This window comes from Nocardia sp. XZ_19_385 (genome assembly GCF_015355755.1).
Lineage (GTDB): Bacteria > Actinomycetota > Actinomycetes > Mycobacteriales > Mycobacteriaceae > Nocardia.
Genome location: NZ_JACVEE010000004.1, coordinates 190,633 through 203,904 on the forward strand (window position 1 = coordinate 190,633; position 13,272 = coordinate 203,904).

Consider the following 13,272-nt stretch of genomic DNA (forward strand, 5'->3'; position numbering starts at 1 on the left):
AGTCGCACTACCGGGGCCCACTCGTCGCTCAGCCCTTCACGCACAGCACCTGACGCAACGTGGCGACCACGTCCACCAGATCCCGCTGTGCCTCGATCACCTGATCGATGTCCTTGTACGCGGCCGGAATCTCATCGACCACCCCCGCGTCCTTCCGCGACTCCACGCCTTCGGTCTGCGCGATCAAATCCGCCACCGTGAACTGCCGCTTGGCCGCATTCCGGCTCATCCGCCGCCCCGCCCCGTGTGACGCCGACTGGAACGAGGCCGGATTCCCCTTACCCCGAACCACATACGACCGCGTCCCCATGGACCCGGGGATCAACGCCAGATCTCCAGCGCCCGCCCGCACCGCACCCTTACGGGTGACGAGCATCGGCACACCATCGATCAGCTCCTCGGCCACATAGTTGTGGTGGCAGCTGATCGGCTCGTCGAAACGCACTTCGCGCCCGGCGAATTCGTCCCGCACGGCCTGGCAGACGAGCCCTAGCATGACCGCACGATTCCGCGCCGCATATTCCTGTGCCCATTCCAGATCGCCCCGGTACGCTGCCATTTCCGGCGTTCCAGCAAGGAATACAGCAAGATCCCGATCCGGCAGCTCTTGATTGTGCTTCAGCTTCCGGGCAATCGCCATATGGCGCTCGGCAAGTTCCTTTCCAATATTGCGGCTACCGGAGTGCAGAAGAATCCAGACCCGCTGATCGTTAGCTATGCAAAGTTCCGCAAAATGATTTCCACCGCCAAGGGAGCCCATTTGCTTGCGAGCCTTGTTTTCGAGTGTTTGTACACCTTTATGCAACGACCCAAACGAGTTCCAGAAGCGCTGCCAACCGACCTTCTGCAGGGCGACAGCTCCATGGGACGCGGCGAACCGGGCGCCGAGTCGGGTGACATCGACCGGGTCCTTGTGTGCCTGGAATCCTACCGGCACTGCGCCCTCGATCCGAGAACGCAATGAGCGCAGGCTATCCGGGAGATCGGCGGTCGTGAGGTCAGTTTTGACGGCCTCCATTCCGTACCCGATATCGACGCCGACCGCAGCCGGCGCGACAGCATCCTTCATGGCAATAACGGATCCGACGGTTGCGCCTTTGCCGAGGTGCACGTCAGGCATAACGCGGACGCCGTGTACCCATCTCAGCTGCGCAATGTTGCGCAACTGTTGCAGCGCGGCCTGCTCGACCTCGTGCTCGTGGGCCCACATAAGCGTCTGCGCCCGGGTACCGCGCAGCTCGACGGGAAACATGTCGTTGTCCTCTCCTTCAGCAACAGCTGTACCGTACGGGCAGGACGCAGCGCGATGCACCTGAATATTGTCCAGGTAGCCGACCTGAGGAGGACAAGCTGATTGCATGGTCTATGCGGCCGACAGGCCGAGCCTCCACCGCCGCATCTTGACGCTTTGCTCAGTCCGGCCGAATAGAGTCGCGGCTCTTGCGACGGACAGGAATGGAAGCTCCGCGTCTTCCTCCGCGGTCCACGCCTTACTCGTACCGCCGAATCGAGTCGTGGGCGCAATCCATGATCCAACGTCACGGGCGGCTAGATATTTTCGTCGGATTGACAGACAGCCAGTGGGATAGCACCAGGTGGCCAACGCCGCAGCGGGTTCGTTGGCCACCATGATGTTGAAGACAGAATCACGTTGGTTACGCCGGGCAGTCCTGCGGACTCCGCATATGGATTCGATCTCGGTGCAAATATGATCGGCAAGCAATTTGCTGGCGGTGACGATGCTGACGAATGGATAGCCCTTGGCTGTGAACCCGATTGAGCCATCGCCGTCGATTATTCCTCGCAGATAGTCAGGTCGACTGAACTGCTGGCTTGGGGCTTGAATGATATTGGATTTCTTGCCAACTGGGACGCCAAAGGCTTCAAACTTTGTGCGGACCTCCTGTGCGCAGACCGACAGAACTCGGGAGACATGGGCTTTCTTGAAATTCGTGTCACGGGTCCGAGTTGTGACGGATGAGTAGCACGGCAGGTGGCGCTGCAACTCCCACAGGAGCTTGCCGTCGCGGTCGGACAACTCAATAGTCAATCGACCTTTAGCTGCAGTGCTTCCGTAGTGGGAGCCGTCGGTCTGAAATAGGCCGACCATGTACGAGACCTCGGGATTCGTCAGCTCTAACATAGCCTGAGCCTAGAATGATCGAACTGACGTACGAGGAGATCTGCGAAATCTTGTCCTGTTAGTCCCTTTTGGTGGACTGTGATTGACAAGTGCCGGAGTGCACCAAGTCGATGCGCCCGAGGGGCGCCTCAGGACTCTACGAAATCAGCTGCCAGACCGCACATCTGCCACTGCCCGTCGCGGCGGGTCATGGTGGCGGTGTAGTCGATGTCCTTGAAGTACTGCCGGTACTTGGCGGGGATGTTGGTGAAGGTTTCGCGGGCCAGGAAGGTGGCGGAGTCGGGGGTGTGCTGGGCGATGCCGGTGGTGGTGTGCTGGAAGTCGGAGTCTTTGACTTCGGGGCCGAGGTGGTCGTCGTATTTCGGGGTGTATTGCATGACGAAGGAGCTGACGGCGGGGGAGGCTTCGGGGCAGATCATGGAGTCGAAGGTTTCCCATTGCTGGGTGTTGGCGGCTTCGGTGAGTTGGTGGACGGTCTGTACCAGGGCCGGGTCCAGGGTGGCGGGGTCGGCGGGGAGGATTTGTGCGTCGGTGGCGGTGAAGACCGGCGGGGCCGGGTGCGGGGTGTAACCCGAAGGGGCGATGTGGGTTTGGATCGCACGGTCCCACGCGCCGTCGGCGATCATGGCCCGGATCGCCGTGGTGATCTTGGATTGGAGTTCGGTGTCGCCCTTGCGGACGCCGACGCCGTAGCGCTCCCGGGTGAAGGGATGGCCGACGACCCGGAGTTCCGCGGGGGACTGGGCGGCGTAGCCGGCGAGGACGACGTCATCGGCGGTCACCGCGTCGACCCTGTCTGCGAGCAGGTCGTCGACGCAGGACGAATATGTTTCCCGGGTAATGAGATTCGCGGTGGCGGCGAAGTCTCTCTTGATCTTGTCCGCGGAGGTGGAGCCCGTGACGGTGCACACGGTGCGACCGCCGAGGTCCTCGGGCCGGTCGATGGTTGTTTCGTCCTCGCGCACCAGAAGATCTTGCCCCGCAATGAAATACGGCCCGGCGAAGGCGACCTGCCGGAGCCGTTCGGCGGTGATGGAGTAGGACCCGACGACGAAATCGACGTCGCCGCCCCGCAACAATTCTTCCCGCTTGCTCGTCGGCGCCTCCACCCAGGTGATCTCTCCGGGTTCGGTGCCGAGGTGCCCGGCGATGTAGTTCGCGATCTCCACGTCGAATCCGCGCGGCTTCCCGTTGTCCATCACCGACAGCCCGGGCTGGTCGAACTTGATGCCGACCACGTATTCCGGTGCGGCGACATCGGTTTGGGAGCACGAGACCGGCACCAGGCCGGCCGCGAGGGTGACAGCAAGGATCGAGCGCTTCATCGAGTCGAATCTCCTGTCTAGACGGTGGATTGATTGGGTACGGGGACTCCGGTGCGGATCGGCACCGTCGGGGGGATCGTGCCGAACGCGTCGCGAACTTCCTTGCAGGCCTGGATGATGCGGTCGACTTCGGTGTCGGTGAGGTCGGCGTGCAGGCAGAAACGGACGATGGTGCGGTGTCGTGCGGTGGCGGGCGGGCAGAGGACAGCGCCGAAAATGCCACGCGCCTCCAGGAAGTCGCGCATGGCCAGGGCCCGCAGGTCCGGGCCCGCCTGGAGCGCGATGATGTGACCGGCGGCGGACTCCAGGTCGAAACCCAAGGAGGTCAACGCGGTACGCACGCGCTCCGACAGCACAACGAGGCGTTCTCGCCGCCAATCGTCGGCGCGCGCGGCGGCGAGCGCGGCCGAGATCCCGGCGAGGTCGTGCGGCAACAGGGTGCCGGAGAACACCGCGGGAAACGACTCCATCCGGAAGTAGTCGACGAAATCGACGCCGTTGGCCGCGACGAAACCGGCCCGCCCGGCCAGCGCCCCGGACAGGCTCGCGACCCGGAACGGCACCCGTTCGGCCAGCCCGAGCGCCACCACCGAGCCCGCCCCGAGCGGCCCGTCGGTCCCGAGCGACCGCGTTTCGTCGACGACGAGCAGGCTGCCGGTCTGCTCGGCGACATCGCAGAGCTGTGCCAGCGGCGCGCGGGATCCGTTGGTGCTGTAGATGGAATCGACCGCGATGATGCCCGGCCCGTAGGTGCGGATCTCCTCGCGCAGGTGCCCGGGAAAGTTGTGCCGGAACGGATGAATCGGCGCCCCGGCGACTTTCGCGCCGTGCCACATCGACATGTGGGCGAGGCTGTCGAGGTAGACCGGGGTGCGCGGGTCGGCAATCGATTGCAGCAGACCGATATTCGCGTCCCAGCCGGATTGGCAGAGTATCCCGGCGGGCGCCCGCATATGGTCAGCTAACTCGCGTTCCACGGCGATCTGTGGATGGTCGCCATCGACGAAGGCGCCCGAGGTGAACCGCGCGCCGCCTGCGGCGAGTGCGGCGCACATCGCCTCGACGATTCGCTGGTCCCCCGCGAGGCCCAGGTAGTCATTGCTATTCAGGAGTACAGCGTCTGGTCCTGGCGTCAGGCCGTGTAGCAGATGCCGCCCACCCCACTCGCCGACCACTCTGCCGTAGGAGAAGCGATCGACTCGGCTCTGCACCCGATCGGCGATAGTGGGAATCAATGACGAACTCCCTTCACTGTCTAGCTACTCGAGAGCATCGCGTGTGATTGAACCACTGGCGCTCGTGCCAGGAGGGGGTTCGGCCGAATTCGCGCCGTGCGAATCGATTCCGGGAAGGCGTTCGCGGCGAGCTGGACAAGTGACCGCGAAACGGATGGGGCGGAAGAGTATTCGGCCTTCGAAGACCTAGCGGTTGCTTCCTGGATTGAGCAGCGGGTCGCCGAGCAGCATGGCGATGCTGTCCGCGTCCGGGATCGACTTGCTCGCGCCGAGCTCGGTGGCCGCGAGCGCACCGGCCGCGCACGCCCAGGCCAGGGCTCGTTCGGGGCCGCGATGCCAGGCGGCCGCGAGCGCGCCGGTGAAGGCGTCCCCCGCGCCGGTGGTGTCGACGACCCGCACCTTCGGGCTGGGGCAATGCAGTTCCCCGCCCGGCCCGCGGTAGTCCGCCCCGTCCGCGCCCCGGGTGGTGATCACATGTGCGATGCGGTCGAGTGCGGTGCCCAGCCGGTCCGCTTCGCCCGAATTCACCACGGCCACATCGATTTCGCGCCAGAGCTCCTCGGGCAGCTCACGCACCGGCGACGGATTCAGGATCACCGTCGTCCCGTGTGCGCGTGCGTGCCGCGCCCCCGCGGTCACCGTCTCGACCGGAATCTCCAACTGGCACAGCAGGATATCGGCCTCGGCGATGGTCTCCAGGTCGGCGTCGTCGAGCTCGGTCAGCCTCGCGTTGGCGCCGGGGGTCACGATGATGCTGTTCTCCCCGCCCTGCTCGACCACGATCGTGGCGACTCCGCTCGAACCCGGCAGCGACCGCAGCCGCGCGCCGCCGACATCGGAGTCGTTGAGCACCTCGCGCAGTGGCGTGGTGAACATGTCCCGGCCGATCGCGCCCAAGAACTCCACCAGCGCATCGGACCGCCGAGCCGCGATCGCCTGATTCGCGCCCTTGCCGCCGGGCACCATGGTGAACCCGGTACCGAGGACCGTTTCACCCGGTTCGGGCCGCTTCTCGGTCGTACAGACCAGGTCCATATTGATACTGCCGAGCACGGCGACCTTCGGCGGCTTCGTCATGGCCGCGAGGGTAATCGGGTCGCCCCGGTTAGTAGGCTGTACCCCATGAGTGCAGGAACGACGACCGAGATTGATACCCGCGAGGTGGTGCACGAGGCCGCGCGAAAGGCTCGCGTCGCGTCCCGGGCACTGGCCCAGCTGACCACCGCGCAGAAGAACGACGCCTTGCATGCCGCCGCCGACGCGCTGCTCGCCGCGGCTGACGACGTGCTGGCGGCCAACGCCGCGGACATCGCGACCGCGCAGGCGGCCGGCACCGAGGAATCCCTGATCGATCGTTTGCGGCTGACCAAGCCGCGGATCGACGGCATCGCCTCGGGCCTGCGCCAGGTGGCGGGCCTACCGGATCCGATCGGCGTGGTGGTGCGCGGGTCGACGCTGCCCAACGGTCTGGAGATCCGGCAGACGCGGGTGCCCCTCGGCGTGGTCGGCATGGTCTACGAGGCCCGGCCCAATGTCACCGTCGACGCCTTCGGTCTGGCGTTGAAGTCCGGTAACGCGGCGCTGCTCCGCGGTTCCTCCTCGGCCGCGCACTCCAATGCGGCTTTGGTCAAAGTTATGCGGGAAGCGCTTGCCGCCCAGGACATCCCGGCCGATTCGGTGCAGCTGCTGCCGAGCCACGACCGCTCCAGCGTGACCCATCTGATCCAGGCCCGCGGCCTGGTCGACGTGGTCATTCCGCGCGGCGGCGCGGGCCTGATCAACGCCGTCGTCCGTGACGCGCAGGTGCCGACCATTGAGACCGGCACCGGCAACTGCCACGTCTACGTGCATTCCGCCGCCGACCTGGACATGGCCGAGCAGATCCTGATCAACGCCAAGACCCGCCGTCCCAGCGTCTGCAACGCCGCCGAGACGGTGCTGATCGACGACGCCATCGCGACCACCGCAGTCCCCAAGTTGATGGAGGCGCTGGAGAAGCACGGCGTGACCGTGCACGGCGACCTGCCCGGCCTGGTCCCCGCCGACGACAAGGACTGGGGCGAGGAGTACCTCACCCTCGACATCGCGCTCAAGGTAGTCGCCGACTTGGACGCCGCGGTCGAGCACATCAATACCTGGGGCACCGGGCACACCGAGGCCATCGTCACCGCCGATCTGGCGGCGGCGCGCGAGTTCACCAACCGGGTGGACGCGGCGGCGGTCATGGTCAACGCCTCGACCGCTTTCACCGATGGTGAGCAGTTCGGTTTCGGTGCGGAGATCGGTATCTCCACGCAGAAACTGCACGCTCGCGGCCCCATGGCCCTGCCGGAACTGACCTCCACCAAGTGGATCGTCTGGGGGGACGGGCAGGTCCGTCCGGTCTAACCCGTAGCGTGGGGGTTGGTATTGGAAGGAAGGACACCACGTGGGTTCCGAAAGCGCAGTTCAGGAGCCGATCTTCAGCTCGGTCGACGATGTGATCGACCGGCTGGCGAGCACCGGCTATCTGGCGGACAAGGCGACGGCGACGTCGGTGTTCCTCGCCGACCGGCTCGGTAAGCCGCTGCTGATCGAGGGCCCCGCCGGTGTCGGCAAGACCGAACTGGCCCGCGCGGTCGCGCAGACCGCGGGCGCGGAGCTGGTGCGGTTGCAGTGCTACGAAGGCGTCGACGAGGCGCGGGCGCTCTACGAGTGGAACCACGCCAAGCAGATCCTGCGCATCCAGGCCTCCAGCGAAAATGACTGGCAGGAAACCAAAGCCGACGTTTTCACCGAGGAGTTCCTGCTCTCCCGGCCGCTGCTGACCGCCATCCGCCGATCCGATCCGACGGTGCTGCTGATCGACGAGACCGACAAGGCCGACGTCGAGATCGAGGGTCTGCTGCTCGAGGTGCTCAGCGATTTCGCGGTGACCGTGCCGGAATTGGGCACCATCACGGCGACGCGTAAGCCGTTCGTGGTGCTCACCTCCAACGCCACCCGTGAGCTGTCCGAAGCCCTCAAGCGCCGCTGCCTCTACCTGCACCTGGATTTCCCGGACGAGGAGCTGGAACGGCGCATCCTGGCCAGCCGGGTGCCGGAGCTGTCCGCCGCCGTGTCCGCGCAGCTGGTGCGGATCGTGCACGTGCTGCGCGGGATGCAGTTGAAGAAGCTGCCCTCGGTCGCCGAATCCATCGACTGGGGCCGCACGCTGCTCGCGCTCGGCATGCAGGACATGGACGATGCCACCGTGCGCGCCACCCTCGGGGTGGTGCTCAAACACCAGGCGGACCACCAGCGCGCGCTGGCCGAACTGAAACTGGCCTGAGTCGTGAGTTCCGGGTTGGAGGCTCCGCACGGGCTGCCCGGTCATCTCGTCGGTTTCGTGGAAGCGTTGCGGGCGCGCGGGATTCCGGTCGGGCCGTCGGAGACGGTGGACGCGGGCCAGGTGGTGACTGTGCTCGATCTGATGGACCGCGAGGTGCTGCGCGAGGGTCTGGCGTGTGCGCTGTTGCGTCGCACCACCCACCGGGCCACCTTCGACGGGCTGTTCGATCTGTGGTTCCCGGTGGCGATCGGGCAGCGCAGTGCGGTCGAGGATCTCGATCTGCCGCGCACCCGCACCGGTGACATCGATATCCCCGCGCTGCGGGAGATGCTCGCGGAATTGCTTGCGCAAGAGGATGCTTCGGAACGCCTGGAGCAACTCGCCGCGCAGTTGGTCGAACAGCTCGGCCAGTATCAGTCCGCGCAGGGGCCATCCTTCTCCGCTTATCAAGCGTTGCGTGAGGTGCAGCCGCAGACACTGCTCGCGAAAATCCTTGCCGGACTTGCCATCGGTCCCGGGGACAGCGATTTCGACACCGAGATCGCCCGGCGCGCTGCCCGGCAGCGCATCGACGGTTTCCGGGCGTCGGTGGAAGCCGAAACACGTAGGCGCGTCGCCGAACGGATCGGCCGGGAACGGGTGGCCGGTTACGGTGTCGCCCGCCAAGCCGAGGACGTCGATTTCCTGCGCGCTTCCGAGCGCGAGCTGACCGAATTGAAACGCAGCACCCAGCGCCTGGCTCGCATCCTGGCCTCGCGGCTCGCGGTGCGCCGCAGGCATTCTCGCCGCGGCGAGATCGATCTTCGCAAGACCCTGCGGAAGTCGATGTCCACCGGTGGCGTGCCGATCGATCTGGTCACCCGCAAGCCCCGGCCCGGTCGTCCGGAACTCGTTCTGCTGTGCGATGTTTCGGGCTCGGTAGCGGGCTTCAGCAGTTTCACCTTGCTCTTGGTGAGTGCGCTGCGCGAACAGTTCTCCCGCGTGCGGATCTTCGCCTTCGTCGACCAGGTCGACGAGGTGACTCAATTCTTCGACCCGCGAACACCTTTGGACCAGGCGATGACCCGCATTTTCACCGAGTCGGGTGTCGTCGGCCTCGACGGTCATTCCGACTACGGCAACGCTCTGGCGAGCTTCGCCCGACGGTATCCCGACGCCGTCACCAGCCGCAGCTCCCTGCTCGTCCTCGGCGACGCCCGCACCAACTACCGTGACCCCGAACTGAGCACCCTGCGCACGCTGACCGACACCGCCAAGCACGCGCACTGGCTCAACCCGGAACCCCGAACCCAATGGGGCTCGGGCGATTCCGCCGCCGACAAGTACGGCCAGGTCATCGAAATGCACGAATGCCGCTCGGCGCGCCAGCTCACCGAAGTGGTGTCCCGTCTGCTGCCGGTCTGACTACTGCCTCTGCCGAAATCCCAGCGCGGTCCTCGACTATCAGTCTTCTTTAAGCGAACCATTGGCGGTCGGGATCATGATCCGCACCCATGGTGAAGAGAACGCCGGGAGTCGGCGGCGTGGCGGGGAACAGGTGCTCGTTTCTGGGTGATCGACCAGGGCCGGGCGAGGTGGCAACGGGGCGAGCGCTTCTCGTGCGGCAGCGGGTGTGCCGTGCTGGGCGATGAGGGGAGTGCGGACGAGGCGGTGCGGCTGGCGGATCTCGCGGCCATGCGACTGCTCGACCATCCGGGGGACGCCGAACAGTATCTGCGGCAGGCTCTTTCGTTCGGAGCCAATGCGTTGCCGGCGGAACATCTGGCGCGCTTGAGTTCGCAGTTGGTGATGGTGATGTCCGGGCAGCCGGGACGCGAGGCCGAACTCGCCGCCGCGGCACAGGAAGCCGCCGCCCGGTGGGCGGGGATCTCCGAGGCGGACACGGTGCATTTGACCTTCGTCGCCGCACGGGCACTGCACCGGGCCGGGCAGCACAGCGAGGCCGCCGTGGCGTTCGCGGGGCCGATCGGGGCGGGCGAGGCACCCTATCCACCGGCGGAGATGGCGCTGGTGTTCGGCCAGTACGGCAGGTCGCTCAAGTTGCTGGGACGGCATCGGGAGGCGGCGCGGCAGTTCATCGAGGGAGCGCGGCTGGTGCAGCACGATCCCGCCCGGATGGAACTGCAGGCCGAGCTGGCCTGGTCGGCCGCCGCAGCGCTCGATTCCTGCGGCGAGGACGACCAGGCCCAGGTCGTCTACCGGCGTGCGGCGCGGCTGTGGGGCGAGCTCGGCCAGGTCAGCAAACGGGCGCGGTGCCTGCGGTCGGCGGCCTGGCTGGACTACTGGAGCAGTCCGGCCGAATCCGAGGGGCCCGCGGCGATGCGCGGGCTGCTCGACGAACTCGAACAGCTCGAACGGGCCGCACCCTCGGCGGAGATCCAGATCGAGCTGACGCACACGCGCCGGCAGCTCGCGGACATGCTGGAGCAATAGCCCGCCAGAAGCCGCGCGGGCGAAGGGGCTCATTGCGCGGGCGCTAAGCTCGGACCTCATGCAGAAAACAAGGCGGCGCAAGCTGGGGGTGATGGGCGGGACGTTCGATCCCATCCATCACGGCCACCTCGTCGCCGCCAGCGAGGTCCAGGACCGTTTCGACCTGGACGAAGTGATCTTCGTGCCGACCGGGCAGCCGTGGCAGAAAGCCGACCGGCAGGTCAGTCCGGCCGAGGACCGCTATTTGATGACGGTCATCGCGACCGCATCCAATCCGCGGTTCTCGGTCAGTCGCGCCGACATCGATCGCGGCAAGGTGACCTACACCGTGGACACCCTGCGCGAGATGCGGGCCCAGCATCCCGACGCCGAGCTGTACTTCATCACCGGTGCGGACGCACTGTCCAACATCCTCACATGGCAGGATTGGGCCGAACTGTTCGAACTGGCCAAGTTCGTCGGGGTGAGCAGGCCGGGGTACGAACTGAACACCGATCATCTGACCGAACATCTGCGGGACCTCCCGGCCGATGCGGTCACCATGATCGAAATTCCCGCACTGTCGATCTCGTCGAGCGAATGCCGCCGCCGTGCCGCCGAAGGCCGGCCGGTGTGGTACCTCGTCCCGGACGGCGTAGTGCAATACATATCGAAGCGGAGCCTGTATGAGCCCGCGGAACGGAAGGTAGCCAAGTGACGGCAACGGCCGAAGCGGTTGAGATGGCGCAGGTCGCCGCGCGCGCGGCAGACGAGAAGCTGGCCTCCGACGTGGTGGTGCTCGACGTCTCCGAGCAGCTGGTGATCACCGACTGCTTCGTGATCGCCTCCGCCCCGAACGAGCGCCAGGTCAACGCCATCGTCGACAACATCGAGGAGAAGCTGCGCGAGGCCGGGCACAAGCCGGTGCGTCGCGAGGGCACCCGCGAGGGGCGCTGGGCGCTGCTCGACTACGTCGACGTCGTCGTGCACGTCCAGCACAACGACGAGCGCAATTACTATGCGCTGGAACGCCTGTGGAAGGACTGCCCGGTGGTGCCGGTGGATGGTCTCGGCGATCCCAGGGCCAACGGCGCTGCGACGGCTTCGGAAGAGGCGGACGCGGTCGAGTGAGTCGTGCATGGAGACAGGCCGGTGTTCGTACGCTGATTCTGCTGCGGCATGGCCAGACCGAATGGAACGCCGCCGACCGGATGCAGGGTCAGATCGACACCGATCTCACCGAGCTCGGCCGTAGACAGGCGAAAGAAGCGGCACGGGAACTGGTGTCGCGCAACGCGATCGCCATCGTCTCCTCCGACCTGAGACGCGCCCACGACACCGCGCTGGCTCTGTCCGAGCACACGAACGTGCCGGTGGAGCTGGACCGGCGGCTGCGCGAAACCCATCTCGGCGACTGGGAGGGCCTGACCCACCTGGAGGTCGACGCCGACTACCCGGGTGCGCGCGTGGAATGGCGGCTGGACGCCGCCTACCGGCCACCGAACGGCGAAAGCAAACTCGAAGTGGGCGCGCGAGCGCTGCCCGTGGTGCGGGAATTGTTCTCCGAGCGACAGGATTGGCCCGGCCGGACTATCATCCTGGTTGCGCACGGCGGGCTGATCGCCGCCCTTACGGCCGCGCTGCTCGACTTGCCGCCACAGAACTGGCCTGTCCTCGGTGGACTGGCCAACACCAGCTGGGTGCAACTGAGCAGCCACGGTCCAGGTATCGAACAGCCCGGGTGGCGCCTCGATGTGTGGAACGCAGCGGCGAAGGTAGCTCCCGATGTCCTCTGAAGAGCCGATCAAGTCGGTACCGGACGAGTTGTTCAAGAAAGTCACGGCCAAGGCCGAGCGACAACTCCCCGATGCCCTGTTCGGTCCGGCGCCCGCGCCGAAACCGGCGAAGAAGGCAGACGCCGAGGAGCCGATCAAATCGGTGCCCGACGAGCTGTTCAAGCGTGTGACGGCCAAGGCCGATCGGCAGTTGCCGGACGCGCTGTTCGGGCCGGCTCCCGTGTCGAAGGTGTCCGAGGAGCCCGCGGCTGCTGCCGCTGGGTCGTCGGCGGCCGACAAGGCTTCGGGAACGCCTGGCAAGCAGGATGATTCGACGGAAGCGGCGGCCGATTCGATCGAAGCGGCGGCGGACGAGCCGACTACCGCGGTGGTCTCGGCCGAAGCGACTTCCGTGGCGGCCGCTGAGGTGACCGGTGCGGAAGAAGCTGCGGGCGAGGTCGATTCGGGCACCGAGGCAGTGGCGGCGGCTGAAGCCGTTGTCGCCGCAGTCGAACTCGCCGAACCTGCCGAATCCGATCCGGGTTCGGCGGCTGATACCGGGTTGGCGGCTCCAGCCGATACCACGGCGGCTCCGGCTGAAGCCGAGTCCGCGACTCCGGGGGACACCGGAGCGGTGGCTGCCGGGGAAGCCGAGCCTGCTGCTCCGGCAGTGAACGGTTCAGTGACTTCGGGGGAAAGCGAGTCGCCTGCAACTGATCTGGTGGCTCCAGCGGAAGCTCAGGGTGCTGCTGCGGCAGCGACAGGCCGGGTGGCTCCGGCGGTACCTCAGGGTACTGCTGCGGCAGCATCGGATCTGGTGGCTCCGACGGAAGTTGAGGGTACTGCTGCGGCAGTGACGGGACGGGTGGCTCCGGCGGGAGCTGGGGGTACCGCTGCGGCAGCGACGGATGTGGCGGCTCCGGTTGAAACCGAGCCCGCAGCCGCGGCCGCGACCGGACTGGTGGCTCCGGTGGAAACCGAGCCCGCTGCTCCGGCAGCGACGGATCTGGTCGTCCCGGCCGCCGAAACCCAGGTCGTCCCTGCGGAATCCGCTGTTCCGGCACTCGCGCCC

The 13,272-nt window shown here is 66.4% G+C and carries 12 protein-coding genes; 7 read left to right on the plus strand and 5 right to left on the minus strand.

Annotated elements, in window-relative coordinates; all coding sequences use genetic code 11:
* Nucleotides 1-28 precede the first annotated feature (28 nt).
* The 5 genes from IBX22_RS29785 to IBX22_RS29805 form a co-directional block, all read right to left on the minus strand.
* The gene (locus tag IBX22_RS29785; RefSeq protein WP_194819084.1) at nt 29-1,252 is read right to left on the minus strand and encodes an RtcB family protein; all 1,224 of its coding nucleotides are present in this window, start codon (nt 1,250-1,252) and stop codon (nt 29-31) included.
* 111 nt (nt 1,253-1,363) lie between these two features.
* A complete protein-coding gene (locus IBX22_RS29790; RefSeq protein WP_194819085.1) occupies nt 1,364-2,143 on the minus strand; it encodes an LAGLIDADG family homing endonuclease in 780 nt (259 codons plus the stop codon).
* Nucleotides 2,144-2,271: 128 nt separating this feature from the next.
* Entirely contained in the window at nt 2,272-3,468 is a 1,197-nt protein-coding gene (locus tag IBX22_RS38165; RefSeq protein WP_305082267.1) for a glutamate ABC transporter substrate-binding protein, read from the minus strand.
* A 17-nt stretch (nt 3,469-3,485) separates the two neighbouring features.
* Nucleotides 3,486-4,703, minus strand: coding sequence for an alpha-hydroxyketone-type quorum-sensing autoinducer synthase (gene cqsA, locus IBX22_RS29800; RefSeq protein ID WP_194819086.1), 1,218 nt, complete (start codon nt 4,701-4,703; stop codon nt 3,486-3,488).
* 186 nt (nt 4,704-4,889) lie between these two features.
* A complete protein-coding gene (locus IBX22_RS29805) occupies nt 4,890-5,780 on the minus strand; it encodes a ribokinase (RefSeq protein WP_194819087.1) in 891 nt (296 codons plus the stop codon).
* 45 nt (nt 5,781-5,825) lie between these two features.
* On the opposite strand from IBX22_RS29805, the gene IBX22_RS29810 reads away from it, so the two are divergent.
* The 7 genes from IBX22_RS29810 to IBX22_RS29840 all read left to right on the plus strand — a co-directional run bounded on the left by IBX22_RS29810 (nt 5,826) and on the right by IBX22_RS29840 (nt 12,221).
* The gene (locus IBX22_RS29810) at nt 5,826-7,091 is read left to right on the plus strand and encodes a glutamate-5-semialdehyde dehydrogenase (RefSeq protein ID WP_194819088.1); all 1,266 of its coding nucleotides are present in this window, start codon (nt 5,826-5,828) and stop codon (nt 7,089-7,091) included.
* Nucleotides 7,092-7,131: 40 nt separating this feature from the next.
* Complete coding sequence (locus IBX22_RS29815; protein ID WP_194819089.1) at nt 7,132-8,013, plus strand: MoxR family ATPase; 882 nt, start codon at nt 7,132-7,134, stop codon at nt 8,011-8,013.
* Between the two features lie 3 nt (nt 8,014-8,016).
* Nucleotides 8,017-9,417 (plus strand): VWA domain-containing protein, encoded by a 1,401-nt coding sequence (locus IBX22_RS29820; protein WP_309234844.1) that lies wholly within the window; start codon nt 8,017-8,019, stop codon nt 9,415-9,417.
* 147 nt (nt 9,418-9,564) lie between these two features.
* Nucleotides 9,565-10,446, plus strand: coding sequence for a hypothetical protein (locus IBX22_RS29825; protein WP_194819090.1), 882 nt, complete (start codon nt 9,565-9,567; stop codon nt 10,444-10,446).
* 58 nt (nt 10,447-10,504) lie between these two features.
* Nucleotides 10,505-11,143 (plus strand): nicotinate-nucleotide adenylyltransferase, encoded by a 639-nt coding sequence (gene nadD, locus IBX22_RS29830; protein WP_194819091.1) that lies wholly within the window; start codon nt 10,505-10,507, stop codon nt 11,141-11,143.
* Nucleotides 11,140-11,556, plus strand: coding sequence for a ribosome silencing factor (gene rsfS / locus IBX22_RS29835; RefSeq protein WP_194819092.1), 417 nt, complete (start codon nt 11,140-11,142; stop codon nt 11,554-11,556). Before nadD ends, rsfS begins: the two co-directional genes overlap by 4 nt.
* The gene (locus IBX22_RS29840; protein ID WP_194819093.1) at nt 11,553-12,221 is read left to right on the plus strand and encodes a histidine phosphatase family protein; all 669 of its coding nucleotides are present in this window, start codon (nt 11,553-11,555) and stop codon (nt 12,219-12,221) included. The genes rsfS and IBX22_RS29840 overlap by 4 nt, the downstream gene beginning before the upstream one ends.
* Nucleotides 12,222-13,272: the final 1,051 nt, after the last annotated feature.

Excerpts from the sequence above, each read along its gene's own strand:
- IBX22_RS29785 (WP_194819084.1), bottom strand. The coding sequence starts at position 1,252 with ATGTTTCCCGTCGAGCTGCGCGGTACCCGGGCGCAGACGCTTATGTGG.
- IBX22_RS29790 (WP_194819085.1), bottom strand. The coding sequence starts at position 2,143 with ATGTTAGAGCTGACGAATCCCGAGGTCTCGTACATGGTCGGCCTATTT.
- IBX22_RS38165 (WP_305082267.1), bottom strand. The coding sequence starts at position 3,468 with ATGAAGCGCTCGATCCTTGCTGTCACCCTCGCGGCCGGCCTGGTGCCG.
- IBX22_RS29805 (WP_194819087.1), bottom strand. The coding sequence starts at position 5,780 with ATGACGAAGCCGCCGAAGGTCGCCGTGCTCGGCAGTATCAATATGGAC.
- IBX22_RS29810 (WP_194819088.1), top strand. The coding sequence starts at position 5,826 with ATGAGTGCAGGAACGACGACCGAGATTGATACCCGCGAGGTGGTGCAC.
- nadD (WP_194819091.1), top strand. The coding sequence starts at position 10,505 with ATGCAGAAAACAAGGCGGCGCAAGCTGGGGGTGATGGGCGGGACGTTC.